The 24,265-nt window shown below is 59.3% G+C and carries 21 protein-coding genes and 1 pseudogene; 11 read left to right on the forward strand and 11 right to left on the reverse strand.

All coding sequences use genetic code 11. The features are described 5' to 3' along the window. Nucleotides 1–105: 105 nt before the first annotated feature. From AAE484_RS09495 to AAE484_RS09505, 3 genes are all read right to left on the reverse strand, one after another. A complete protein-coding gene (locus AAE484_RS09495) occupies nucleotides 106–2,100 on the reverse strand; it encodes a glycoside hydrolase family 6 protein (protein ID WP_341938141.1) in 1,995 nt (664 codons plus the stop codon). 171 nt (nucleotides 2,101–2,271) lie between these two features. Further along, nucleotides 2,272–3,972, reverse strand: a complete 1,701-nt coding sequence (locus tag AAE484_RS09500) for a cellulase family glycosylhydrolase (RefSeq protein ID WP_341938142.1) — start codon at nucleotides 3,970–3,972, stop codon at nucleotides 2,272–2,274. 514 nt (nucleotides 3,973–4,486) lie between these two features. Continuing rightward, nucleotides 4,487–6,595 carry a discoidin domain-containing protein gene (locus AAE484_RS09505; RefSeq protein WP_341938143.1) on the reverse strand — a complete coding sequence of 703 codons (2,109 nt, stop codon included), beginning with the start codon at nucleotides 6,593–6,595 and terminating at the stop codon, nucleotides 4,487–4,489. Between the two features lie 816 nt (nucleotides 6,596–7,411). Here AAE484_RS09505 and AAE484_RS09510 point away from each other — a divergent pair. Together AAE484_RS09510 and AAE484_RS09515 are read left to right on the forward strand one after the other, a co-directional pair. Further along, nucleotides 7,412–8,827: a hypothetical protein gene (locus AAE484_RS09510; protein ID WP_341938144.1), complete on the forward strand. Its 1,416-nt coding sequence runs from the start codon at nucleotides 7,412–7,414 to the stop codon at nucleotides 8,825–8,827. Between the two features lie 99 nt (nucleotides 8,828–8,926). Continuing rightward, the gene (locus AAE484_RS09515; protein WP_341938145.1) at nucleotides 8,927–9,535 is read left to right on the forward strand and encodes an exopolysaccharide biosynthesis protein; all 609 of its coding nucleotides are present in this window, start codon (nucleotides 8,927–8,929) and stop codon (nucleotides 9,533–9,535) included. Nucleotides 9,536–9,556: 21 nt separating this feature from the next. On the opposite strand, the gene AAE484_RS09520 is transcribed toward AAE484_RS09515, so the two are convergent. The 4 genes from AAE484_RS09520 to AAE484_RS09535 all read right to left on the reverse strand — a co-directional run bounded on the left by AAE484_RS09520 (nucleotide 9,557) and on the right by AAE484_RS09535 (nucleotide 11,711). Next, the gene (locus AAE484_RS09520) at nucleotides 9,557–10,138 is read right to left on the reverse strand and encodes a porin family protein (RefSeq protein ID WP_341938146.1); all 582 of its coding nucleotides are present in this window, start codon (nucleotides 10,136–10,138) and stop codon (nucleotides 9,557–9,559) included. Nucleotides 10,139–10,300: 162 nt separating this feature from the next. Then, entirely contained in the window at nucleotides 10,301–10,456 is a 156-nt protein-coding gene (rpmG, locus tag AAE484_RS09525) for a 50S ribosomal protein L33 (protein WP_024461630.1), read from the reverse strand. Between the two features lie 13 nt (nucleotides 10,457–10,469). After that, nucleotides 10,470–10,706 (reverse strand): 50S ribosomal protein L28, encoded by a 237-nt coding sequence (gene rpmB, locus AAE484_RS09530; RefSeq protein WP_341938147.1) that lies wholly within the window; start codon nucleotides 10,704–10,706, stop codon nucleotides 10,470–10,472. Between the two features lie 378 nt (nucleotides 10,707–11,084). Further along, nucleotides 11,085–11,711, reverse strand: a complete 627-nt coding sequence (locus AAE484_RS09535) for a TetR/AcrR family transcriptional regulator (protein WP_341938148.1) — start codon at nucleotides 11,709–11,711, stop codon at nucleotides 11,085–11,087. Nucleotides 11,712–11,816: 105 nt separating this feature from the next. Here AAE484_RS09535 and fabF point away from each other — a divergent pair, with 105 nt between their 5' ends. Next, complete coding sequence (gene fabF / locus AAE484_RS09540) at nucleotides 11,817–13,097, forward strand: beta-ketoacyl-ACP synthase II (protein ID WP_341938149.1); 1,281 nt, start codon at nucleotides 11,817–11,819, stop codon at nucleotides 13,095–13,097. Nucleotides 13,098–13,422: 325 nt separating this feature from the next. Here fabF and radC read toward each other — a convergent pair whose 3' ends face one another. After that, entirely contained in the window at nucleotides 13,423–14,097 is a 675-nt protein-coding gene (gene radC / locus AAE484_RS09545; protein WP_341938150.1) for a RadC family protein, read from the reverse strand. A 108-nt stretch (nucleotides 14,098–14,205) separates the two neighbouring features. Between radC and coaBC the strand changes: the two genes are divergently transcribed. The 4 genes from coaBC (at nucleotide 14,206) to slmA (ending at nucleotide 19,604) form a co-directional block, all read left to right on the forward strand. Continuing rightward, nucleotides 14,206–15,411: a bifunctional phosphopantothenoylcysteine decarboxylase/phosphopantothenate--cysteine ligase CoaBC gene (coaBC, locus tag AAE484_RS09550; protein WP_341938151.1), complete on the forward strand. Its 1,206-nt coding sequence runs from the start codon at nucleotides 14,206–14,208 to the stop codon at nucleotides 15,409–15,411. Between the two features lie 76 nt (nucleotides 15,412–15,487). Then, nucleotides 15,488–17,950, forward strand: coding sequence for a phosphomannomutase/phosphoglucomutase (locus AAE484_RS09555; RefSeq protein WP_341938152.1), 2,463 nt, complete (start codon nucleotides 15,488–15,490; stop codon nucleotides 17,948–17,950). 15 nt (nucleotides 17,951–17,965) lie between these two features. After that, nucleotides 17,966–18,868, forward strand: coding sequence for an acetylglutamate kinase (argB, locus tag AAE484_RS09560; protein WP_341938153.1), 903 nt, complete (start codon nucleotides 17,966–17,968; stop codon nucleotides 18,866–18,868). A gap of 124 nt (nucleotides 18,869–18,992) precedes the next feature. Next, the gene (gene slmA / locus AAE484_RS09565; RefSeq protein WP_341938154.1) at nucleotides 18,993–19,604 is read left to right on the forward strand and encodes a nucleoid occlusion factor SlmA; all 612 of its coding nucleotides are present in this window, start codon (nucleotides 18,993–18,995) and stop codon (nucleotides 19,602–19,604) included. A 28-nt stretch (nucleotides 19,605–19,632) separates the two neighbouring features. Here slmA and AAE484_RS09570 read toward each other — a convergent pair whose 3' ends face one another. Together AAE484_RS09570 and pyrE are read right to left on the reverse strand one after the other, a co-directional pair. Next, nucleotides 19,633–20,244 (reverse strand): hypothetical protein, encoded by a 612-nt coding sequence (locus AAE484_RS09570; RefSeq protein ID WP_341938155.1) that lies wholly within the window; start codon nucleotides 20,242–20,244, stop codon nucleotides 19,633–19,635. Between the two features lie 20 nt (nucleotides 20,245–20,264). Beyond that, nucleotides 20,265–20,924 carry an orotate phosphoribosyltransferase gene (pyrE, locus tag AAE484_RS09575; protein ID WP_341938156.1) on the reverse strand — a complete coding sequence of 220 codons (660 nt, stop codon included), beginning with the start codon at nucleotides 20,922–20,924 and terminating at the stop codon, nucleotides 20,265–20,267. 267 nt (nucleotides 20,925–21,191) lie between these two features. On the opposite strand from pyrE, the gene AAE484_RS09580 reads away from it, so the two are divergent. Then, a complete protein-coding gene (locus AAE484_RS09580) occupies nucleotides 21,192–21,965 on the forward strand; it encodes an exodeoxyribonuclease III (protein ID WP_341938157.1) in 774 nt (257 codons plus the stop codon). A 56-nt stretch (nucleotides 21,966–22,021) separates the two neighbouring features. Here AAE484_RS09580 and rph read toward each other — a convergent pair whose 3' ends face one another. Continuing rightward, nucleotides 22,022–22,741 carry a ribonuclease PH gene (rph, locus tag AAE484_RS09585; protein ID WP_341938238.1) on the reverse strand — a complete coding sequence of 240 codons (720 nt, stop codon included), beginning with the start codon at nucleotides 22,739–22,741 and terminating at the stop codon, nucleotides 22,022–22,024. A 175-nt stretch (nucleotides 22,742–22,916) separates the two neighbouring features. Here rph and AAE484_RS09590 point away from each other — a divergent pair, with 175 nt between their 5' ends. The 3 genes and pseudogenes from AAE484_RS09590 to AAE484_RS09600 all read left to right on the forward strand — a co-directional run. Then, nucleotides 22,917–23,783: a YicC/YloC family endoribonuclease gene (locus tag AAE484_RS09590; protein ID WP_341938158.1), complete on the forward strand. Its 867-nt coding sequence runs from the start codon at nucleotides 22,917–22,919 to the stop codon at nucleotides 23,781–23,783. 170 nt (nucleotides 23,784–23,953) lie between these two features. Further along, nucleotides 23,954–24,076, forward strand: coding sequence for a hypothetical protein (locus AAE484_RS09595; RefSeq protein WP_341938159.1), 123 nt, complete (start codon nucleotides 23,954–23,956; stop codon nucleotides 24,074–24,076). Between the two features lie 18 nt (nucleotides 24,077–24,094). Next, nucleotides 24,095–24,262, forward strand: a pseudogene (locus AAE484_RS09600) (Arm DNA-binding domain-containing protein); the annotation flags it as partial. Between the last annotated feature and the right edge of the window lie 3 nt (nucleotides 24,263–24,265).

Genomic DNA, 24,265 nt, shown 5'->3' on the forward strand with positions numbered 1-24,265 from the left:
CGTTGTTGAACGGTAAAAGCAGCCGCCGCCCGGTTGGGCGACGGTGCCGGAGGCGCGACCAAAGGGGATTAAACGCGCGCCTCCAATTGCCTTATCCGGGCTCAATTAATCGAGCGGCGGATGGGCATTTTCCAGGTACAACTGGAAGGCTTCGGGGAACCAGCGACCCGCATGCGGAGCGTTGGGCAGTGCACCTGTCGGAACACTAGCGTCCTCGTTATTTTCTTCAGGGTTGCACATACCATCGTGCTGCTTGTTCGGGTCGTTCGGGTCTTCCTCGAAGTCCGGAGTGGACACGCCGTCGGATTCGCCCTGGGGCTTCACCCAGACATAGGCATCGATACCCGGCTCCGGGTTGGCCTGCGGACGCTCGCCCACACCGCCGGGCTGGTTACACCAGTTGCCGCGATGGTAGCGACGGTCGATGCGCGACTCGTCTACATAGGTGTCCAGGTCGCTGCTGTCGGATACACCCTCGGGACGATTCGGTCCACCCCAGCCGTTGCGACCGGTATCGATCAGCATACCGATGTCACTCGGGAAGCCGCTCTGGATCATGGCATCGCGCCAGTCCTGAGCGAACTCCAGCTCACCGAAGTAGGGGTTCCATTCGTAGAAAGACGCTGAGCGCACCGGCTGACCGCCTACCTGCAGGCTGGGATCGGGCAGATAGGGCTCTTCCAGAGGCGTATAGTTGGCCGAGTTGGTCACGTAACCGGCAATGCTATCAACGCCTTTCTCAGTGCCCTTGACGGTGTCACCGATCAGCTGAACCGCTTCGGAAAAGTTGTCACTCCAGCCGAGCCAGCCACTGTGGGCAATATCCACGTAAGAGTATACGTTGGGAAGGTCGCTCAGCTCGTTCAGGGCGTGCTGAATGCCGTCAACATAACCGCCGGGACCGGCCGCTTCCTGACAGGAAGGCACGTCGGTGTTGGTCACCAGGTTGGGCAGAGAGTCCACCTCGATGATGGCCACGATGTGCAGGTCACTGTACTTGGGCTGAGACAGGATCTCCTTGATCGGAGCAATGTAGTCCTGCTGATAGATCTCGAAACCGTTCTCGTCAATCAGCAACTCGCCGTTGGAAGCCAGTGCGTTGCAATCGCGGTTGGGCAGGTTGTACACCACAAACATGAAGGTGTCGACGCCCTGGTTGACGGCTTCATCCAGGTGACCTTTCAGGCCGATGCCGTCGGTAATCGCACCAATACGATCCATCCACACAGCGGTATTGTAGCCGGCAATCGCCTCACCACCGGGCTCGCCCATGGCTTTTTCGGCCCAGACCGGATCGACGTACCATTCAGTACCGGCGAAGGGGTTATCGACCCGCTCGTAGTCCCCATCAGGTGCACTACTGGAAGAGCTGCTTGAGCTGCTCACCGCGCTGCTCTGGCTGGAGGAGCTCACAGAGCTGCTGACGCTGGAGCTGCTTGAAGACTCCCCTGCGGAGCTACTGGAAGACGCTACGCTGGATTCGCTGCTGGATGAATCCTCGCCCACCACGCCGTAGGGCTCGGGCTGCGATTCACAGGTGCTGCGCGCAATACAGCTCTCGCCGTCTTCCCAACCCCAGCCACTCTGGGTGGTCTCACACAGCGAGTAAGTGGTGCCATACCAATTACACTGCTGGCCCGTTTCCTCGGGCTCACTGCTGGCCGAGGAACTGGACTGATCCGGCTCAGAGCTGGCCGTACTGGAGGAACTGGTGCCACCGCTGTCACCGCAGACGGTGCCTTCGAGTTCCGGCTGCTCGACGGAGCCGCCGTTGGTCTCGCCCTGGAAACCGAAGGAGACGGTCTGGCCCGGCTGCAGAGCGCCATTCCAGCCCAGGTCACTGGCGGTATAGGGATTGTCTCCGGAAATATCAGCGTTCCAACCGTTGGTGATCCGGTTGTTGCTGTACTCCCAGCTGACGTCCCAGCCGTCAATGGCACTGGCACCATCGTTGGTGACCGACACTTCGGCGGTAAAACCGTTGCTCCACTCGTTACTGACCGAGTAGGTACACTCGGCGGCTGCACCCTGGCTGGCGGCTGCCATCGCCAGGCCGAGCACGGCCGACAGACCACTGCCTTTTTTCAATATCGTTATCATTGTGTTTGATCTCCTTGAAGCTTGCTTTTGAGAGAATGAATACTGCTTTTTTGTTGTGCCAACACGTCCCTGTTAATCCACTCAGTGAGTCAGCTCACTGGCGGCTGTCTGCCCCTGACGGGCTCGTTCCCGGCACCGCGCGCACACAGGGCGCCGGGGGATGACGCCGGGTTACTGATTGCAGGTGGCGCCGTTCAGATCGGGCACCTGGACCGGCCCTTCGCCTTTGCTGACCTGAAAGCCAATCTCGACCGACTCTCCCGGCTGAACCGCGGCGTTCCACCCCATATCGGTCGCGCTGTAGGGGTTATCTCCGGAGACCCGGGCGTTCCAGCTGTTGGTAATCGAGGCACCGTCGCTGAGCTCCCAATCAACCGACCAGCCATCGATGGCCTGACTGCTCTCGTTGTGAATGCGGATGGCGCCGGTGTAGCCCGAACTCCATTCGTTGCTGATCACAAACTCACACTGGCTTTCGGAGCCCTCACCCCCGGTGCTGCTGGAGGAGGAGCTGCTGGCAGGAGAGGAGGAAGGGGTGGAAGAGACAGCGCTGCTCGACGTATTCCCCTCTGAAGAACTTTCGCTGGAAGAACTGTCGCTCGAAGAGGAAGGCGAATCACCCACAACACCGTAGGGCTCGGGCTGACTCTCACAGGTACTGACGCCGATACAGCTCTCACTGTTCTCCCAGCCCCAGCCGCTTTGTGTGTCTTTACACAGCGGATAGGGCGTTCCATACCAGTTGCACTGCTCCCCCTGAACGGGGGCACTGGAAACGCTACTGGACGAGCTGGAGCTCACCGGAGCGCTGGAGGAACTCGCGGAGGATATACTGGAAGAACTGGAGCTCACGGGCGCGCTGGAAGCGCTGCTGGACGAATCGTTTTCGCCGGAGTAAACCGTAGCGGTCTCCGCCGTTTCTCTGAGCCCGTTGCTGCTGTTGATCAGAAAGTCGCCCCAGGAGGAGAGGTTGTTCACATCCCAATTCCGGGTAATATCCAGTGCGTCCACTTCGCTGTTGTTGCCAGACCAGCTCCAACCCAGGTAGCCGATGTCGTATTGCTCGGCGACCGCGAGGACGGATTCCGCGTCGACCTCATTGCCATAGTGTTCGGCGCCAAACTCTCCCACAATCAACGGCAGGCCATGAGTATCGAGAAACGTGGACACATAGCTTTCAACCGTGTTCCGGTCCTGGTAGACCTCATACATATGCACGCTGAACAGGGTGTTGTTCAGACTGTCGGCGGCGGCCACGGTCGAGGCGTTATCACGCATGATGCCTTCCCAATCCTGCCCCCAGTTGGCGGCATCCACCAGCAGGGTGTGGGTGAGGCCCGCCTCACGCAGGCGCTGAATGGCACTGACGTGCTCGTCCACCCAGGTGCTGGCCGGGACGTTATTGCCAAAGGGTTCGTTGGCAATATTGATGATCACGTAGTCTTCCTCGCCTTCGAGCACATGGGCAATGTCGATCCAGTAATCGACCACGTTTTCAATGGTTCCGGCCTGCGCCTCTTCGCCGAAGCCGGTCGCATCGTGCACTTCAAGCACCGCCACCAGTTCGTTTTCTTTGGCCCACGCGATCACCTGCGCCACATCGGACGCGCTATTGCGCGACCACTGCTGGCCATCGGAAAGCACCACACGCACCGTGTTGGCACCGACGCTGGCGATATCGGAAAACGCCTGCTCGGTGCGATTGGTAAACCAGGTGTGCGGGTGGTTGACCCCGCGCATGATGAAGGGGTTGCCGTTGTCATCCAGTAGCTGGGTTCCGGAAACCTGGAACCCGGCCTGCGCACTGATGGCGGCTGACAGCGCTGTCACGCACAGCGCGGCTCCGAGCCGTTTTTTGGTCGTAACGCTCATTGCATTTGCCTCTTTTTGTTACATCGGGTCAGTGAAAGGGTTGGCTATTATTGAAATACGCCAATCGAAACGAAGGGGTCGCTACCCTCGGTTACCCAAAGTACCCATTGAGCTGCTATGCAATCCTTGTAAGGCAGAAATTTAATATTATGTTTTGTTATTTCGGTTACAGCCGGCAAATTTCCCCGTCACTGAAACCGGTAACAACGTAAGGCAAGGAGGGGCTGAATAGCAACGAACAAAGGCGGAGGCTGGCGTCGAATGACGCGCACTACTTCACGAAAATGAAAAGTCAATGGAAAAGAAACGATAAAACGGGGAGAAATTTCTATAAGTCCGAATTGTAATTCGCGGTTACTGTTTTCTATTTCTTAATAGATAGATTGATTTTATATTTGCAATCGAAATATAAAATCGTCTAATGCTTACTCCGGATGCTGTAATTGAAGTTCTTATAAAAAAAGCCCCACGAAGCGAATCGAGGGGCTCAATGGAATCTCAGAGAAGATTAATTTTAGATAGGCGCCAGAGCAACAAACTCACTGTAGAGGCCGTTGGTATCGTAAACCGCGATGAAAAATTGATAATCGCCCTCAAGAGACTCGAAGCTGTAGGAGGTCGCGACGTTGTCTTCAATGACAATACTCCCGGTCACGGAATTATCCAGATTCCGATAGCGGATTTCATAGCCACCAATCTCGTACAATTCCAGGTAGTCGCCGTTTGCGCGCTGATCGGGCGTCACCCATTCGAGCGTGACCGCGCCCGCGACCGTCGTGCTCTCGTCAACCGTGCTAACAGTCTCCGTGCTTTCGGTCGTGGACACCTGCAGACTCCCGCTCAGGCCAGACCAGTTACCGGCGCTGTCCCCGGCGCGAACCGCATAGTGGTAACTCGCCCCCGATATCAGGCCCTGGTCGGTATAGCTGGTAGTGGGCGCGAGCAACTCGGCCACCAGTGCACCGTCGCGATACAGCTCGTAGCTGAAGACTTCGGTATCGTCGCTGGCGGCGTCCCAGCTCAGGGCAGTCCAGGTATCGCCCACATCGACGGCGGACAAGCCGGCGGGAACTGTGGGCGCCTGGGTATCCTCCGTCACGCTGCCCGTATCCTCAGACGTCGAGTCGGTGGAGTCGGTATCGGAAACCGTCGTTGAATCCTCCACGGTTCCGGTGCTGTCGGTATCACTCGCATAGCCGTACACTTCCAGCTCCCAGAGCGAATGCCCCCACTCGGTGGCGCGACGATAGCCTTCAATACGGACATAGCGGCCCCGGCCAGAAAAACTCAACTCATCCAGACCACCATCGCTGTCGATGACCGACTTCACCGTGGTCCAGTTATTGCCGTCATTGGAGACTTTGATGTCGTAGTCTTTGGAATAGGAGTTTTGCCAGTAGAGTTTGGCTTCCACAAGTTCATGCTCGCTTCCCAGGTCTACGGTGATCCAGTTGTGATCACTGAAATCACTGGACCAGCGGGTGTCGGGATTACCGTCAATCGCATGCTCTGGGCCCAGGTAGTCATTTTCAACGGAGGACGCAAATGCCACCTTGCTGAGCGCGACGTTGGTCACCGTGGGATCGGTCGCCGGCTCGCCGTAGACTTCCAGCTCCCAGAGCGAATGCCCCCATTGCGTGGCGCGACGATAACCCTCAATGCGCACATAACGGCCCTGACCGGAAACATTCAACTCATCCAGACCGCCATCACTGTCGACTACCGATTTTATGGTGGTCCAGTTGTTGCCATCGTCGGACACTTTGATGTCGTAGTCCTTGGAATAGGAATTCTGCCAGTAGAGCTTGATACTTGACAGGTCGTAACGATCTTCAAGGTCCACGGTGATCCAGTTGTGATCACTGAAATCGCTGGACCAACGAGTGTCGGGATCGCCGTCAATCGCTTGCTCGGGTCCCAGGTAGTCATGTTCAACGGAGGACGCAACGGCCGTCTTATGGAGTGCGAGGTTATCCGTGCTGGTGTCGGTGTTGTCCGTGGTGGTGTCGGTGTTGTCCGTGGTGGTGGTGTCGTCCGTGGTAGTGGTGTCGTCCGTGGTGGTACCGGTGTCGTTCGTGGTGGTGTCGTCCGTGGTAGTGTTGGTCTCGTCCGTCGTGGTGTCGGTGCCGCCCGTCGTGGTGTCAGTGTCGTCCACCACCGGCTCGCCGTAGACTTCCAGCTCCAGGAGCGAGTACCCCCTATTGGTGCCGGGGCGATAACCCTCAATGCGCACATAGCGGCCTTGGCCGGAAAAACTGAGTTCATCCAGACCGCCGTCACTGTCGATGACGGATTTCACCACAGCCCAGCTGTTGCCATCGTCGGATACTTGAACCTCGTAGTCTTCGGCATAAGCGTTATGCCAGTAGAGCCGGGCCTCCGTAAGGTCATAGCGCTCCCCGAGATCCACAGTGATCCACTCATTATCACCGTGGTCGCTGGACCAGCGGGTGCCGTGATCGCCATCGACCGCCCTCTCGGGCGCCTGAGAGTTATTTTTCACCGAGGAGGCAAAGGTCGTTTTACCTTGGGCGATGTTGGTAGCGGCGCTTGCCAGGCCGGACCACAGGCCCGTGGTTAGTACGCAAGCAAGAAAAAACACAGATAGAGCTGATTTTTTCATTCGAAACCTCGAAAGTGTTGAGAGACATCGTCCACTTCCGAGGCTTTTTTAGGCGACGCTGGGCACAGCCCCTCCGTCGCCCGAATACGAGCAGGAAGCAACGATTTGGTTACAAATAAAACTCAGTACGCTATTCATAAAATGGATTCCGTCCGACCGTTAAATAGCTTGAATCAGTCACGCGAAAGCCCAGTGGCAATTCGCGCTGGAGGCAAGAATAGAGATTGCGGCAGGTATGTCAAAGGCAAAAATAAAGCTCAATTCAGAAAAAAATATGGTCAGAATGGCAACAGACTTTATGCTTTTAAGTGCTAGTGTCTGTTCACGGAGCGGGAAGGAATTAACAGGAAAACTGTGCGCCAGCAATCAACTTTCCAATAATACCGTGTTGATCGTCGGGTTTTGGCCCCCGGTTATAACCGATAGTCGGAGCACCCAAAAATCGCGGGGGAACGGGATCACAATTTTCCCGGGCAGGAGAATTTCAATGGAATTTCTGAATTGTGAACTGGCATAAAGATGAGGTCTTGACATTCCTTTCTCATCTATTAAAACGCTATAAGAACGGGTGCTTTTTATTCTTTTTATTAAAATGTCAGCGGGTGTCTAGATTAAAATAATTGGTGATCAGAGAAAAATTGTCACGTAAAAGCACAAACTGCCTGGCCGTTTTGTGGATTTCGCTGTCAAGCACCGAGATAGCCGTTCTCGATTCCTGGAGTTCATACCAGTCCCCGCGAAGTCTGGCTTTTTGGCAATCGGGCCCCTATCCTAGAGACAATTTAATTGACACCCGAGAGTGAACAAAAAATCATAATGACTCTACAAGACCACCGCAATCATCACCTAAAGCCGCTTTGGGGGCTCCTGGCGGCATGCCTGCTTCTGGGCGCCTGCAGCGAGAAGCCATCCGGGCCCCAGAGCCTGAAAACGCTTCACGAGGGCAAACGGGTGGCAGTCACCTTCTATGGTGAACGCAGCTCGAGCTCCCTGTTCGGCCCGGAGGCCGCCCTGACCGATCAGGTGCGACCCCTGACCCGTACTGGCGAACCGGAGGGGGAATTTCACGAAAAGCGGCCCGACTGGCTAGAATTCGAATACCGTATAAACAATGAGAGCCGGCGGGTGCTGGTGGCCAAACAGCCGGTGATGAACCAGGTTTCCTGGTGGGGCATTGCCCGGGCCGGCGCGGCACTCGGCGACGACTCCGAGCTGAGCATTCAGGGGCGTCGCTACCGGCAGAGCGTCCGGATCGAGGACCGCAACGGCAATGAATACCGATTGCGCCTGCTCGATTGTGGCGGCGCCACCATGGCGCACCTGTCGGAGTGGAATCTGCTGATCGGCGGCGTGCACGAGGGCGACAAGGACTTCCGGGGACCCCGCTATGGCTGGATCGAGCGCCCCTATACCAATGCGGATCTCAAGGTCGGACTGGAAGGCTCCCTGAGTTGGTGCGGGGACCGCTGGGAGGAGAAGGGCCACCGGGTGACCCGGGGGTATTATTTTGTCTCCCGCTTTCACGCCGCGCCCGCCCATATCAGCTCTGACCGGCTGTACTGGCGACCGGTACTCGAGCGCATCGAGCCGACAGTGGCAGAGCGGCCCCTGGTCGAGGGCGCGCAGCGCTCGCCGGACGGGCGCCTGGACTACCTCGGGCTCAAGTCCAACACTGAAATTTTTGGCGCCGACCAGAGCCTCGCCGATCGGCTTGGGTTCACCGACGGTGAGCGCATTGGAGAGGGTGAGCCGGATTGGCTGAACTTTGATGACGAGGGAAAACGCAAACTGGTGGCCGCCAAACCTCTGGCACATTCACTGTCCTGGGATCGACTCGACGAGGCGGGGCTGGTGAATGGCGCTGATATCCGGGTATCGGATCAGGAGGGCCGAGGTTATCGGGTGCGCCTGCTCGAGTGCGGCGAGTCCACTCTGGACCATGAGTCCGAGTGGAACCGGCTGATCGGGGGCGTGGCTCAACCGGATGGGGATTTTGCCCGATACCCTTCGGTGTATGGCTGGATCGAGGAGCCGCTTCATCACGGCCGGCTGCACATCGGGAGTAAAAAAGGCTCGGCAAGCTGGTGTCAGGAAGGTATCTCGCTATACGGCAAACACCATGGCGTGAACCGGGGCTATCTGGTGCCTTCGCGCCATCACGCCACCAGCTCCGGCTTTACCGGCTGGGGGTTTGGCTGGCGCCCCGTATTGGAGCAGATTGAAGACCAGTGAAGGGGGAGGCGCGAGCGCGTTAATCGCGAATTTGCTTAAAGGACCCACAATTCGGGAAAATAGAGACTGACGCTCGCCCAACACTCGGAATAGAAACGCATGGACCAGACACCGCTCCCCACGGCGCAACCAGATCCCAGGAATCTGGAACAGCTGCTCAATCACATTGCCCGGGTATCCGCCGACCAGGAGCGGGTGTCCATAGGGACCGTGGTCAACTCGGTCGGCCAGCGCTCCTTCGCCCCCCTTCTGCTGGTGATTGGGGCAGCTCTCACCTCGCCACTCAGCGGAATTCCGGGCTTTCCCACCACCATGGCGATCTTTGTTTTGCTGGTGGCGGTGCAATTGCTGGTGGGCCGGGACCATTTCTGGCTGCCACAATGGTTGTTGCGTCGTTCGGTGCCAAGAGCGAGGCTGCTGCAGGGCATTCACTGGCTGCAGCGCCCGGCGCAACTGATTGATCGTGCCGTCAAGCCGCGCCTGACTCTTTTCGTGAGGGGCACAGGCCAGTACACCATCGCCGCGATCTGCATCGTCATCGCACTGGGAGTCCCGCTGCTGGAGATCGTGCCTTTTCTGGCGACCCTGGCGGGTGTGGTACTGACCATGTTCGGCCTGTCGCTGGTCGCCTACGATGGTGCCCTGGCGCTGCTGGCGTTCGTGCTCACCGCCGTAGCCTTCGGCCTGGTCCTCTACGGCGCGGCCTGATGCGCCTCGCGTAAGGGCACCCTAGAAACGATAATCGAACTGCAGGCTCAGGGTTTCAAACCGGTTGTCATCCGTGTTGGCCAACTGCCGGTACTCGGCGTTGAAATTGAGGTGGTCGGTAACATACCAGCCCACACCCAGCCCGTAGGAGCTTCCTGACAATGAATCATCCGTTGTTTCGGAGCTGTTGCCCTCCCAGCGGGTGACCACCGTATCCAGCTGCGCATAGCCAAGCAGCCCGTACAGGCGCGCTTTCTGATTGATCAGCTCCGGGCGATAGTAGACGGCGGCGTATTGATCCACTTCGCGTCCGATTTCACTCAACGACGCATTATCTTCCTGTTCGGTGACAAAGTAGTCCGAGCTGTCATCGCGATCGTCATTGACCCCCAGGCCAATGCGCCCCTCAACACCCAGCAGGCCGTTGTATTTGTAGCCGGCGGACAGTTCCAGCGCCGGCATTTCGGCCTTGTCGTAAGGCGTTCGCGAGTCGCCCGACACCATGACGGCACCGACCCCCACGTAGGGTCCCCGCTGGTTATCGGCCAGTACCGGGGAGGCCAACAGCGCCAGAACGGCACCGGCACTCAAGAATGTTTTCATACACTGCTCCCTCTTGGAATGAGTCAGGGCGGAAGTATCGCACAGCGATCCACCGGATCAACTGTCGGCGCGCAAATTTGCCGGCCAGTATCACGTTTCCACCCCCTTAAACGACAAAACCCGGCCTGAAGCCGGGTTTTGAGTCACGCAGAGGGCGATCAACTACTTGATCTTGCCTTCTTTGTAGACCACGTGCTTACGAGCCACGGGGTCAAACTTTTTGATTTCCATTTTCTCGGGCATGTTCCGCTTGTTCTTGTCAGTCGTGTAGAAGTGACCGGTGCCCGCTGTGGAGTTCAAACGAATCTTGTCGCGCATGATGTTTCTCCTATTAGAACTTTTCGCCGCGAGCGCGCAGATCGGTCAGTACGGCGTCGATGCCGCGCTTGTCGATAACACGCATGCCTTTGGAGGATACCTTCAGCTTGACGAAACGCTTTTCAGATTCCACCCAGAAGCGGTGAGAGTGCAGGTTGGGCAAAAAACGACGCTTGGTGTGGTTTTTTGCGTGGGATACGTTGTTTCCAGTAACAGGGCGCTTGCCGGTTACCTGACATACTTGGGACATGATCTTGCCTCGTCGTGTTCAGCGCGCTGCGCTGCGGGTTCGGTTTTACAACAGGCCCACAGCCCGGCACGGGGTGTTTTTTGCAGCCTATTTCGTTCACTTTGCGGTCTGGGCGGGGTATTTCGAGGGGGCTCGGGGCGCAAGAGCCGGCTACCCAACCGCAGAAAGGCGCGTTTTATACCAAAACCCGGGCCCAATAGCAATGATTTCTGATCATTCTGGTGGTTTTTTGGTCAGCGGTGCGGGTTTCACCGATTGTGGTGGCATAAAGTCCGGCCCGCTCAGGGGTAAGGTCTTCCGCACGCTGTAGAAACCACCTTGCGGTCACGTAGGTCTGGTAAGCGACAGCGCACCTGACAAAATGACTTTCCGCTACCCTTACAATCGAGCCGGATCGCCCTTCAGTCCCAAAATCGTCAGAATCTGCTTTTGGGCAGCGTCGAGAATGCGCTGCTGCTCTTCTTCACCGGAGATGCTTTTGGCAATCGCCACCGCCCCCACCATGGAGGCAAGAATGGACCGGGACTTGTCCGTGACAGTGGACGGCTCTGGTTTGAAAGGCAGCTTTTTCAACCGGCTGAGCGCGGTAATGCGCCGCTCCAGCATGGTTTTCATTCGCTCGTACGCTTGATCATAAAGCTGACGAATTTCCGGCTTGTCACTGCCGATTTCGTTAAACAGCACGGATTCCGGGCCCGGTTCAGCGCGGTCTTTCAGCGCCCCGAGGTTAAGGTAATCAGTCACCAGTGCCGTCAGGTGCTTGATGGAAAACGGCTCCTTGGCGAGCCGCTCGCGGCGGTTTCGCTGAAACGCATCGGCCAGGTAGGCCTTGAACAGCGCCTGTTTCGACTCGAAGTGCCCGTAAAAAGCGCCGTGTGTCATCCGCGCCAGTTTCATGATCTGCCCGATCGACACCTTGTCGAAACCGTAGCGAGCAAACAGCTCGCTGGCGGATTTCAAAATGCGGTCTTTCGAGCGGGACTTGTGCGCTTTGGAATAGGGCATGTCAGGACTCTCTACCGGGCGAATTATATTATCTTGATCATATATTAACTCGGCGTAGCCTGCCTCCCATTACTCGTTGGTACTTGATTGTAAAGGGAGGCAAAAGTGAATGTGAACTCACCGATTGTTATTACCGGAATGGGCCTCGTGAGCCCGCTGGGCTGTGGGGTCGAGTCGGTTTGGCGCCGCCTGACAGCCGCCGAATCCGGCGTACGTCTCATCGAGCATTTCAACACGGGGGACTTCCCGGTTCGCATTGCCGGCATGGTGCCCAGCCATGAACAGGACCAGGACGCGGGGCTGGATGAAGCCTCGGTAATCAGCCCCAAAGAGCGCAAGAAGATGGACCGCTTTACCGTCTACGCCCTTGCGGCCGCTCAGGAGGCCTTGACCCAAGCCGGTTGGGCGCCCGAGTCCGAGCGCGATCAGGCGAATTCGGCCACGTTAATCGGTAGTGGCATCGGTGGTTTCCCCACTATCACCCAAGCGCAGACCACCATGAGCCAGCGGGGGTACAAGCGACTCTCGCCCTTTACCGTTCCGGCGTTTCTGGCCAATTTGGCCGCCGGCAATGTCTCCATTCGTCATGGCCTCAAGGGCCCCATGGGCTGTCCGGTCACCGCCTGCGCCGCCGGCCTGCAAGCCATTGGCGACGGCATGCGTCTGATTCGCAGCGGCGAAGCAGAAGTGGCCCTGGTTGGCGGTGCGGAGGCCTGTGTAGACCCGCTGTCCCTTGCCAGTTTCCATGCCATGAAGGCGCTTTCCACACGCAATGAAGCCCCCGCAGAAGCCTCCCGACCTTTCGACCGGGACCGGGACGGCTTTGTGATGGGCGAAGGTGCCGGGCTCTTAGTTATTGAAACCCTGGAGCACGCCCAAGCCCGAGGTGCCATGCCGCTGGCGGTGATCAGCGGCTATGGCACGAGCACCGACGCGCACCACATCACCTCCGGCCCGGAAGACGGCTCGGGCGCGGCGCGGGCCATAGAGCGTGCGCTGGCGATGGCGAGTTTGAAGCCCGAAGAGATTGACCACATCAACGCTCACGCCACCTCCACTCCGGTGGGGGACCGGGCCGAAGTGGCGTCATTGCGAAGGGTTTTTGGCGAGCATCTGCGGAATATCCCCATCTCTGCCACCAAGTCCGCTACCGGGCATCTGTTGGGGGCGGCCGGGGGCATTGAAGCCATTTTCTCTGTCATGGCCCAGCGCAGTGGCACCCTGCCGCCGACGCTGAACCTCAGCCAAGCGGACGAGGCCGTGGAGGATTTGGACCTGGTGCCCAATACGGCCAGACAGCAGGCGTCGAAGCACGTGTTGTGCAACGGTTTTGGTTTCGGCGGAGTGAACGCGTCGTTGATTGTCAGCGCCTGCTCCAGAGAATAATCAACTTCCAACAATATCTTTGGAGAGATAGGGTCTACAAGGATTGAAGGGCCGATTTTGAGATTGACCGGACGTGACGCGCAATAACAGGACGCTGGGTAACGGCGGATGCGCTTGACGCTTATCCGCCCTACATCTTCGTTCGGCCCAAGGTTCTGACTGGCACAGAGGCGGATGCGGGGTCGTATCTTTCGGAACCCGCTCTTCAGGGAGGAAGCGGTCCGGCGCTCCGGGTGGGAGCTACAGGGATGTATTTATCGCGTTTCCGAAAGATACGACCCCGTAGCCGCCGGCCTTGATGCCGCTTCCGTAGTTTATAGAACTTCTACAACCACCCGCGCTCGGCGAACGAGATTACCTCGCCGTCGCCCACGACCATGTGATCCAGCACCCGCACCCCCACCAGATCCAGCGCCTGCTGTAAGCGCTCGGTGATGCGCCGGTCCGCCTGGCTGGGCTCGGCCACGCCCGAGGGGTGATTGTGCGCAAGGATGACCGCGGCCGCATTGTGAGTGAGCGCTCGCTTCACCACCTCCCTGGGGTAGACACTGGCCCCATCGATGGTGCCCTGAAAGAGCTCGTCGAAGGAGCGCAGCCGGTGCTGGTTGTCCAGGAACAGCACCGCGAACACCTCGTGGGGGCGGTGGCGCAGCTGCGCGCTGAGGTAGTTTCGAACCAGATCCGGGCTGGTGAGCGGGTCGCCAGTTTCCAGGCTGGCGGACAGATGGCGTCGTCCCATCTCCAGCACCGCCTGCAGCTGGGCGTACTTGGCGCTGCCCAGGCCCTGGCCGCGGCAGAAATCCTCCTGCCCGGCTTCGAGCAGGGGGCGCAGGCCGCCGAAGTCATTCAACAGATCCCGGGCCAGGTCCACGGCGGACTTGCCGGCACAGCCGGTGCGCAGGAAAATCGCCAGCAGTTCGGCGTCGGAGAGAGTGGCGGGGCCGCGGGTGAGCAGTTTCTCCCGTGGGCGTTCGGCCTCGGGCCAGTGGGCAATTGACACAAGATGATCCTCCCTGTCTGTGCTGATTTGATACATCCTAGTGATCCAGTATCAAGGAATGGTATCTTACCCCCTTTACCTGTCAAGCCCGGAGCGGTTCACGCGACTATGAGCTCACTGACCAACAAACAGATCCTGCTCGGGGTCACCGGCGGTATCGCCGCCTATAAAAGTGCCGAGCTGGTACGCCGGTTGCGCGAGCGCGGCGCCAGTGTGCGCGTGGTCATGACCGCAGCGGCCCGGGAGTTCATGACGCCGCTGACCTTTCAGGCACTGTCCGGGCACCCGGTCCACACCGACCTGCTCGACCCCGCCGCCGAGGCGGCCATGGGGCATATCGAACTGGCGCGCTGGGCCGACCTGGTCCTGATAGCGCCGGCCAGCGCCAATTTCATTGCGCGGCTGGCCGAGGGTCGGGGGGATGATCTGCTCAGTACCCTCTGTCTGGCCACCCGGGCACCGCTGGCACTGGCACCGGCCATGAATCAGGGCATGTGGGACAACGCCGCGACCCGGGAGAACCTGGACCGGCTGCGCCAACGGCAGATCCTTCTGCTGGGGCCGGGCGAGGGCAGTCAGGCCTGCGGCGAAACCGGCCCCGGACGGATGCTGGAACCCGCCGCGCTGGCCGAGGCCGCCGCCGCGCAGTTCGAGACCGGGGCGCTCGCCGGCCGGCGGGTGGTGATCACCGCCGGTCCCACACGCGAGGCGATCGACCCGGTGCGCTATCTGAGCAACCACAGCTCCGGCAAAATGGGTTACGCTCTGGCCCGGGCCGCGATGGAAGCCGGCGCAAGCGTGACGCTGATCAGCGGTCCCACCGCTCTGCCGGCACCTGAGCGGGTGAACTTGATCCGGGTCACCAGCGCTGAAGAGATGTACCGGGAGTGCCTGGAGCACGCCCCCAGGTGCGACCTGTTTATCGGTGCCGCGGCTGTGGCCGATTATCGGCCCCGGGCGTATCAAAGCCAGAAGATCAAAAAGGGGAGCGATGAACAGCTCACTCTGGAACTGGTGAAAAACCCCGATATTATCGCGGCCGTTGCCGGACTGGACGCCCGACCTTTCACCGTCGGTTTTGCCGCCGAAAGTGAACAGCTTGAAGACTACGCCCGCCGGAAATTGATTCAGAAGAACCTGAATGCCATTATTGCCAATGACATCAGCCGGGAAGGACTGGGCTTCAACAGCGATGATAATGCCGTGATCCTGATCGACGCCCGGAGCGCAATACCTCTGGGACCGCAGAGCAAACAGCAGCTGGCGCGGGAACTGATTGCCCGGCTCGCACGCTCCCTGCATGAGCCCGCTTGACAGGGCGACCTGAAAGCCGCCGCCCGCAAGCGCCTCTGGACAATGACAAGCACACACTGCAACTGGAACCTGAAACGTGGCCTATAAAAGTAAGAAGGAACAGCAACAACAACGCGCACGGCGGGCACGCCAGAAGCTGATCGGCACCTGGGTCGCCGCCATCCTGTTGGTCAATGCCGCGCTGGGCTACTGGCTCTATGGCGAGATGGTCGTGCAGGTTCAGAACGAGCGATTGGCCCAGCAGACAGAGCAGCAAGCCCAGGCCCAGGCCCGGATTGCCCGCCAATATCTGAGCGAGCGACAGCAAAAAATAACGCAGTGGGCGGGCGACGAGGCCACCATCGAGGCTCTGAAGGACGGCTCCGAAGCGGCTCGAGAACAGCAGGCCGACACTATCGCCGAGCAGTTTGAGCACAGCCTGGCCGTGCGCCTTATTCCCACCGGCAGCGCCGAGATCGACCGCGACCATGTCGCGCCGATTGGCTTTGCGGAGCTGGATCTGATCCGGCGCGCCGAACAGCGCGAGCGCCACCTTCCCGAGACAGCGCGCGTCGAGCAGCGCTGGCAATTGCACCTGATTTCCCCCGTGCCCCTCGAAAGCGACCAACCCGTACTGGGATCGGTGCTGGTGACCATCGACGACCAGCCGCTGCGCGAAGCGCTGAGCGAGGCCACAGCGCAACTGGGCCAGACCCGGATCCGCCAGCGAATCCCCGGCAGCGGCACTTTGACCCTTTTCCAGAATGGCCAGGGCGGTGCCGCCGAGGAGCACAGCCTCGACATCGCCAACAGCTACTGGCAGCTGACCTTCAGCCCCTCAAGCCAGTTGGTCGAGCAGAGCCGCGAACTGCCCACGCTCTGGCTTCTGGTCGTCTCTGCCACCAGTATCGGCGGGCTACTGCTCGCCTGGGCGGCGGGCCACTTCATGGCCCGGCGGGCCGACGCGCACCGACCCCTGGCGCCCGTCAAACCGGCCCGGAACGGGCAGAAGAGCGAGGCCGACCGGGAAGAAGAGGCCGCGATCGCCAACTCTCTCAGTCAGAATCAGGACATTCTCGACCTGGATGTCAGCGATGAAGATGAAGACATTCTGGCGCTGGATCAGGCCCAGCCCAAAACCACCAGCTCTGAAAAAGAGGCGACCGACACCGCTTCCAGCGCGCCCTCCATCCCCGCCAACATCTTTCGCTCCTACGACATTCGCGGCCTGGCCCACACGGAGATCACCCCGGAGCTGGCCGAGCACATCGGCCGCGCGCTGGGCAGCGAGGCGCTGGATCAGGGCGAAAGTCATATGCTGCTGGCGCGCGACGGCCGTACCCACAGCCCCGAGCTCAGCGAGGCCCTACGCCAGGGCATTGTCAGTACCGGCTGCCATGTCATTGACCTGGGGACCGTTCCCACGCCGCTTATGTATTTTGCGACGCATCACCTGGAAGAGACCAGCAGCGGGGTGATGGTGACGGCGAGCCACAATCCGGGTGATTACAACGGCTTCAAAATGGTCATCAACGGCAACACCCTGGCCGACGATGCCGTGCTCGACATCCGCTCGCGCATCGAGCGCCAGCAGTACCACGCCGGTCAGGGCGAAACCCAGAGCCGGGACATCATTACCGACTATATCGAGCGCATCTTCTCGGATGTCGCACTGGTGGGTGCCGTGTCCATCGTGATCGATGCGGGCAATGCGGTTCCGGGCCTGGTGGCACCCCGGCTGTTTGAGGAGCTCGGCTGCGACGTCACCCCGCTTTACTGTGAGCTCGACGGCACCTTCCCCCATCACGACCCCGACCCCACCCTGGCGTCCAACCTTGAGGATCTGATTGCCAAGGTGCAGGAAGTGGGCGCGGACCTGGGCGCAGCCCTGGACGGCGATGGTGATCGCCTGGTGGTGGTCACCCCCAAGGGCCAGATCATCTGGCCCGACCATCTGTTGATGCTCTTTGCCCGGGACATTCTCGCCCGCAGTCCGGGCGCCGATGTCCTGTTCGATGTCAAATGCTCACGCCAGCTGAACCAGCTGGTCACCAGCTATGGCGGTCGCCCGATCATGTGGAAAACCGGCCACTCCCACATGAAATCCAAGATGATCGAGACCGGGGCACTGATTGGTGGAGAGTACTCGGGCCACATCTTTATCAAGGATCGCTGGTACGGTTTTGACGACGGGCTCTACACCCTCGCGCGGCTATTGGAGATCATCACCTTGCGCGATCAGCCCATTGACGATATCTTCGCCGCCTTCCCGATCATGCCCAACACGCCGGAGATCAAGATTCCGGTAGCCGAGGAGGAGAAGTTCACCCTCGTGGAGCGTCTGATTGCCGAGGGTGATTTTCAAAATGGCAAGTCCACGACCATTGACGGTCTGCGCGTGGATTTTGCCAAAGGCTGGGGGCTGGTGCGCGCTTCCAACACCTCGGCGGCACTGACCCTGCGCTTTGAAGGGGAAAGCGAGGAGGCGCTGCAGAAAATACAGCAACTGTTCAAACGCGAGCTGCTCAAGATCAACCGCGAACTCAAGATCGATTTTTAACCAACGGAAACCGCTATGTCACTCAACCGCGCCCAGGCCATGAACGTTGCCCAGGTACTGACCGAAGCTCTGCCCTACATCCAGCGCTTTACCAGCCGCACCATCGTCATAAAATTCGGTGGCAACGCCATGGTGGACGAAGAGCTGCAGAACAGCTTCGCCCGCGACATTGTGCTGATGAAACTGGTGGGCATGAATCCCATTGTCGTGCACGGCGGCGGCCCGCAGATTGGCGACCTGCTCAAGAAGCTCAACATCGAATCCAGATTTGTCGATGGTATGCGGGTAACTGACAGCAAAACCATGGACGTGGTCGAGATGGTATTGGGTGGCACCGTCAACAAACAGATCGTGAGCCTGATCAACCACAATGGCGGCCACGCCATCGGTATCACCGGCAAGGACGGCCAGCTGATCCGCGCCCGCAAGCTCTCGGCCAAGCGCCAGACGCCCGATATGCAGGCACCGGAAATCATCGACATTGGCCACGTCGGGGAAGTGGCCGGGATCAACACCTCCGTGATCGACATGCTGATCAACAGCGATTTCATTCCGGTGATCGCCCCCATCGGGGTGGGCGATGACGGCACCTCGTACAATATCAACGCCGACCTGGTGGCCGGAAAAATTGCCGAGGTGCTGCAGGCCGAGAAGCTGATGCTGTTGACCAATGTCTCGGGCCTTCAGGACAAAAACGGCGAAGTGCTGACCGGCCTGACCACAAAACAGGTAGACGAGCTGATTGCCGACGGCACGATTTACGGTGGCATGCTGCCCAAGATTGGCTGCGCATTGGATGCGGTCAAGGGCGGCGTTCACAGTGCCCATATCATTGACGGCCGTGTGGCCCATGCGGTGCTGTTGGAAATTTTCACCGATGCGGGCGTGGGCACGTTGATTACCAACAAGCCCATTTGACCGGCGCCAGACCGGCCCCTAACGCCCTTTGCGCGACAATGTCAACGATTGAAGCCTGGCCAGGATCGGGCTAGCATTGACGCTCGGCACTCGACCCAAACCTTCGGATAGTCAACGGAACGCCATGAGCAAGCCCAGCAATAAAGCCTCCCGCCGCCAGCAGATTCTCGAATCGCTGGCTCATATGCTCGAAGCCAGCCCGGGCGCGCGAATCACCACAGCGGCGCTCGCACGCGAAGTGGGCGTGTCGGAAGCGGCACTCTATCGGCACTTTCCCAGCAAGTCGAAGATGTTTGAAGGGCTGATCGAATTTATTGAAGAGACCATCTTCACGCGGGTGTCGATGATCATGACTGAAGAGCCGGCGGCGCTGCGCCGTTGCGAGAAGATCCTGCTGTTATTGCTCACCTTCACCGAACGCAACCCCGGCATTACCCGGCTGCTCACCGGCGATGCCCTCACCGGGGAAACCGAACGGCTGCGCCAACGGGTGGCCCAGTTGTTCGAGCGGGTGGAAACCCAGATCAAGCAGATTCTGCGCGAGGCCGAGTTGCGCGAAGGACTGCGCCCCAACCTGCCCCTGTCGGCCGCTGCCAATCTTCTGATGGCCAGTGCCGAGGGCCGCATCACCCAGTTCGTGCGTAGCCAGTTTCGGCGCCTGCCCACGGAGCACTGGGCCGAGCAGTGGCCCGTGCTGATCGATGGTCTGATGCGTGAGCAACTGCAGACGGTGTGACGCCTGACCGGAGCACCCGGTCTGTCAGCTACCGCTCGCCCTTGATCTCGGCAAAGCGCTCAATATCCCGATCGAACTGATCGGACACTTCGTCATACTGGCGCTTGCGCACATCGATCTGCGCCTTGATTTCCATGGTTTCGGTTTTCAGTGTGGCCATATTCTGGAGCACACTCTCGGGCACCTCCTGCCCACTACGCTCGAGTCGGGCGGCCCGTGACTCCAGGTCGCGAATCTGGCTGCGCACATTGCTCAGGTTGCCTTTCAGGATGCTGATGTTGCCCTGTAGCTCGGCCAGATTGCGACGCTTGGCATCCCGTATGTCCTTCACCGTGCTGTAGCGCCGCTTGAGTTCATCGTTGTAGCGCTCGCGCTCGGCTCGCGCCTGCCGTTCTTTTTTCAGCTCCTCCGCTTCCTCATCCGAGGGCGCCGGAGGCACCGTCTTGATCACCTCACCGGTGAGCGAGACCACTTCATAGCCTCTGGGGACATACTTGGGAGGGATGCGATCTTCCAGCACTTTGACCCCCTCCTCGTTGGTGTAGCGGTAGTACACCTTTTCATCGGCTTGCGCCCAGGCCACGGAGGTGGACAGGAGCCCGATGACAAACACACTGAAGCAGACACTGAATCTAGACATAGGCCCCTCGACCAGGCTTCTCAAACGCCATAATTGGCGCGGTAATCATGGATCTTGCGTATGGTTTCTTCGACATCACCCTCACCCAACTGATTCCCTTCGCCCTGCAGAAACTCGATGATGTCGTCGACATTGATGATACTGATTACGGGCACATCGTAAAGGCGCTCGACCTCCTGGATCGCCGAAAGCTCGCCCCGGCCCCGCTCCTGACGGTTCAGCCCGATGAGCACCGCGGCGGGCCGGGCGCCGGCCGCCCGGATCAATTCCATGGACTCGCCCACCGCCGTGCCGGCGGTAATCACATCATCCACGATCAACACCCGCCCGGCCAGAGGTGCGCCCACAATGGATCCTCCCTCGCCGTGATCCTTGGCCTCCTTGCGGTTGAACGCGTAGGGCAGATTCCTGTCCCAGTGGTCCGACAGGGCAATGGCGGTGGTGGTCGCCAACGGGATGCCCTTGTAGGCTGGGCCAAAGAGCAGGTCCACTGAGACGCCGGAGGCTTCCAGGGCGGCCGCATAGCAGCGGCCCAGTTGCGCCAGAGCGCGGCCAGTCTGAAAACGACCGGCGTTGAAAAAGTAGGGGCTGACCCGACCCGACTTCAGGGTAAATTCGCCAAAGCCCAGGGCCTGGTGTTCAATCGCCAGCTGAATGAACTCGCGCTGGTAGTTTTCCATGCAAAAGTCTCACAAATACGCTAGATTTAAAAAGGACTCCGGTTGCGCCGGCAGGCGCTCACACTCAACCCCGGTGGCAGAATCTTGCCCGACCGGCCTCTTATTATAACGCCGAGTGCCTGTCAGCAGGGCGCAACCGTCCGCAAAAGGTCCCGATCGACGACACAAAGCACCGGAAAAGCGGTTAGTTGCCGGTTTTTGCGTCGCTCATTAACACAAAGATAACAAGCTCGGGTATCATACACAGTCCGTAAACAAGGGGCTAATATGAGAGTTATCAGTCTTAGCGTCGATGGCATTTTCCAGGCGGCGCAGCGCGGCCTGTTCGACTGGCTGGATGAACAAGATGTGGATGTGATCTGCCTGCAGGATCTGCGGGCACTGGAGAGTGAGCTGGAAGACAAGCCCGTGTTCCAGCTCGATGGCTACTTCAGCTACTTCTTCGATTCCGGCACGCCGCACTACAACGGCGTGGCCATCTACACCCGCAAACAGCCCAAAGCCCTGATTTTTGGTCTGGGTTTTTCCTCGGGCGTGGATATGGAAGGCCGCTACCTGCAGATCGACTACGAACAGCTGAGCGTGGGCTCGCTGCTGGCGCCCAGCGCCACCTCGGAAATGGAATCCCAGGAAGTGAAGATCAAGTTCTTCGACGACCTTCAGGCCCACCTGGACAAAATCACCCGCAAGCGCCGTGAGTTCATTTTCTGCGGCAACTGGGCCATGGCTCACACTCCGCGGGATGTGACCAACAGCGAAGAGAACGAGCACGAGTCCGGCTTCCTGCCCCACGAGCGGCAGTGGCTGAGCCAGTTGTACAATCAGATCGGCTATGTCGACGCCTTCCGCAAGGCCAACAAGGACCCGGACGAATACAGCTGGTGGCCCAGTGGCACCCTCGGAGAGGGCGAAGGCTGGCGTACTGATTTTCAGGTGGTCTCGGCCCCCATCGGGCACAAGGTGGAGCACGCCGCCATTTACAAAAACCAGCAGTTCTCCAGCCACCTGCCGGTCATCGTCGACTACGACATCGAGCTGTAGCCCGCCAGACAGACAGGCGGGCCCAAGGCGCTACCGGCCCCCCGGGCCCGGCGCCATTACTGCGCCAGCGCCGCCTGCTGCAACTCATTCAGCTGCGCAATTCCCTTCTTGGCCAGCGCCATCATTGCGCCAAACTCGGCCTCGGTGAACGGCTCGGCTTCGGCGGTGCCCTGAATCTCGATAATGCCGCCGTCATTGCCCATTACCACGTTCATGTCGGTATCCGCACCGGAGTCTTCGGGATAATCCAGATCCAGCACCGGCTCGCCCTGGTAAATACCGACCGACACCGAGGCGATGGCGCGCTTGAACGGGCTCTGGGTCAGTTTGCCCTCGGCCTGCAGGTAGGCCACCGCATCCGCCAGGGCTACCCAGGCACCGGTGATCGAAGCGGTGCGCGTGCCGCCATCGGCCTGAATCACATCGCAATCGAGCTGAATGGTGTACTCGCCCAACGCTTCCAGATCAATGGAGGCGCGCAGAGCACGACCGATCAGGCGCTGAATTTCCACCGTGCGCCCGCCCTGCTTGCCGCGCGCCGCCTCGCGGTTCATGCGCGAGCCGGTGGAGCGCGGTAGCATACCGTACTCGGCGGTGAGCCAACCGCGGCCCTGGCCACGCAGAAAACCGGGGACGCCCTCGATCACACTGGCGGTGCAGATGACTTTGGTATCGCCAAATTCCACCAGCACCGAGCCTTCGGCATGCTTGGTATAGTGGCGGGTCAGGCGGACATCGCGAAGCTGGTCGGGCTGACGCCCGCTGGGTCGTTGCATACTGGTCATGGGGTTATCCCGTGCTGTGTCTGAATGAAAGAAAAGCGCTTGTGATACTATCGCGGTTTTATCGCGACGAGCCGAATCTGGAAAAGGCGAAGCCTACCAGCTCTCGCCCACGAAGGTAACCGCCGACGTTAACGGTAACCACCGACGTTAATTTAGAGGACCACCCATGCCACGCAGTATGACCGGCTTTGCCCGGCGCGAACAAAAACACCCCTGGGGCACCGTCATCTGGGAGCTGCGCAGCGTCAACCACCGCTACCTGGAGCCAGCGTTTCGCCTGCCCGAGGACCTGCGCGAGATCGAGCCCAAATTGCGCGAGCTGATCCGCAGCCACCTGCAACGCGGGAAGCTGGAAGTCAGCCTGAACCTGCAGAAGGAGCAGGTCCAGGACAACGAACTGGGGATGGACCTCGAGCGGGTCCGGCAACTGGCCCAGGCCGCCCAGACCATCAGCGGGGAACTGCACGACCCGGCCCCCATCAATCCGTTTGAAGTACTGCGCTGGCCCGGCGTACTGCAACAATCCGAGCTGGACCGGGAGACGCTGCAGAGCGCCGCGATCGAGCTGTTCGAGCAGGCGCTCACCCAGTTGATCGAACACCGCAGCCGCGAGGGCGCGGAACTGGCCCAGTTCATTCAACAGCGGCTGGACGCCATCAGCGAGCTGGTGGTGCAGGTACGTAAGCAGCTGCCGGATATCCTGGCTGCCCAACGGGAAAAGCTGTATACCAAAATCACCGCCCTGCAGATCGATCTCGACCCGGAGCGACTGGAGCAGGAGATCGCCCTGCTCGCCCAGAAAGCCGATGTCGATGAAGAGCTGGACCGGCTCGATACCCACGTGATTGAAGTGAAGCGCACACTGCAGCAGAAAAACTCGCTCGGCCGGCGACTGGATTTTCTGATGCAGGAGCTGAACCGCGAGGCCAACACCCTCTCTTCAAAAGCCATCGTCGCCGACACCACCAAAGCGGCGGTGGACCTGAAGGTGCTGATCGAGCAGATGAGGGAGCAGGTGCAGAATATCGAATGACCATTCTTAGCTTTCACTTGGTCGACTTTTCTTCTTTTATTTCCGTAAATAACTGATTTTATTAATATTTATAGTTTATCGTGTTTCAAAGGATTTCAGGCTGTTTCAAACAAACGGTGACTGAACTTGCGATAGACTCATCTCAATTGGTGAGTAAATCGGAGTTTGATATGTCCCTCAACGCCAGCCAAGTGGCCAAACTGGCCACCGGCGACCCTATCCGGAAATCTGATGGCAAAGGCCTCTATTACGTCGTTCCAGAATCCGGGGAGCGGTTTTGGGCACTGCGCTGAACCGTCAACGATAAGCGCCGTCACATGACTTTGGGCAACTATTGGGTCCTTCCGCTTGCCGACGCACGCCTGGAGGCCGAACAGCAAAAGAAGCTGGTTCGGGAAGGAAAAGACCCCCTTGTGGTCAATGACGTCAGCCCGTTGGACATCAAAGAGGTCATTTTAATCGTCCTTGATTCAAATTAAACT

Source organism: Marinimicrobium sp. C2-29 (assembly GCF_038419845.1).
GTDB lineage: Bacteria > Pseudomonadota > Gammaproteobacteria > Pseudomonadales > Cellvibrionaceae > Marinimicrobium.

Bases quoted from the DNA above. Each gene is read 5' to 3' on its own strand.
- AAE484_RS09495 (WP_341938141.1), bottom strand. From the start codon at position 2,100: ATGATAACGATATTGAAAAAAGGCAGTGGTCTGTCGGCCGTGCTCGGC.
- AAE484_RS09500 (WP_341938142.1), bottom strand. From the start codon at position 3,972: ATGAGCGTTACGACCAAAAAACGGCTCGGAGCCGCGCTGTGCGTGACA.
- AAE484_RS09505 (WP_341938143.1), bottom strand. From the start codon at position 6,595: ATGAAAAAATCAGCTCTATCTGTGTTTTTTCTTGCTTGCGTACTAACC.
- AAE484_RS09510 (WP_341938144.1), top strand. From the start codon at position 7,412: ATGACTCTACAAGACCACCGCAATCATCACCTAAAGCCGCTTTGGGGG.
- AAE484_RS09515 (WP_341938145.1), top strand. From the start codon at position 8,927: ATGGACCAGACACCGCTCCCCACGGCGCAACCAGATCCCAGGAATCTG.
- AAE484_RS09520 (WP_341938146.1), bottom strand. From the start codon at position 10,138: ATGAAAACATTCTTGAGTGCCGGTGCCGTTCTGGCGCTGTTGGCCTCC.
- rpmG (WP_024461630.1), bottom strand. From the start codon at position 10,456: ATGCGCGACAAGATTCGTTTGAACTCCACAGCGGGCACCGGTCACTTC.
- rpmB (WP_341938147.1), bottom strand. From the start codon at position 10,706: ATGTCCCAAGTATGTCAGGTAACCGGCAAGCGCCCTGTTACTGGAAAC.
- AAE484_RS09535 (WP_341938148.1), bottom strand. From the start codon at position 11,711: ATGCCCTATTCCAAAGCGCACAAGTCCCGCTCGAAAGACCGCATTTTG.
- coaBC (WP_341938151.1), top strand. From the start codon at position 14,206: ATGAGCTCACTGACCAACAAACAGATCCTGCTCGGGGTCACCGGCGGT.
- argB (WP_341938153.1), top strand. From the start codon at position 17,966: ATGTCACTCAACCGCGCCCAGGCCATGAACGTTGCCCAGGTACTGACC.
- slmA (WP_341938154.1), top strand. From the start codon at position 18,993: ATGAGCAAGCCCAGCAATAAAGCCTCCCGCCGCCAGCAGATTCTCGAA.
- AAE484_RS09570 (WP_341938155.1), bottom strand. From the start codon at position 20,244: ATGTCTAGATTCAGTGTCTGCTTCAGTGTGTTTGTCATCGGGCTCCTG.
- pyrE (WP_341938156.1), bottom strand. From the start codon at position 20,924: ATGGAAAACTACCAGCGCGAGTTCATTCAGCTGGCGATTGAACACCAG.
- AAE484_RS09580 (WP_341938157.1), top strand. From the start codon at position 21,192: ATGAGAGTTATCAGTCTTAGCGTCGATGGCATTTTCCAGGCGGCGCAG.
- rph (WP_341938238.1), bottom strand. From the start codon at position 22,741: ATGCAACGACCCAGCGGGCGTCAGCCCGACCAGCTTCGCGATGTCCGC.
- AAE484_RS09590 (WP_341938158.1), top strand. From the start codon at position 22,917: ATGCCACGCAGTATGACCGGCTTTGCCCGGCGCGAACAAAAACACCCC.
- AAE484_RS09595 (WP_341938159.1), top strand. From the start codon at position 23,954: ATGTCCCTCAACGCCAGCCAAGTGGCCAAACTGGCCACCGGCGACCCT.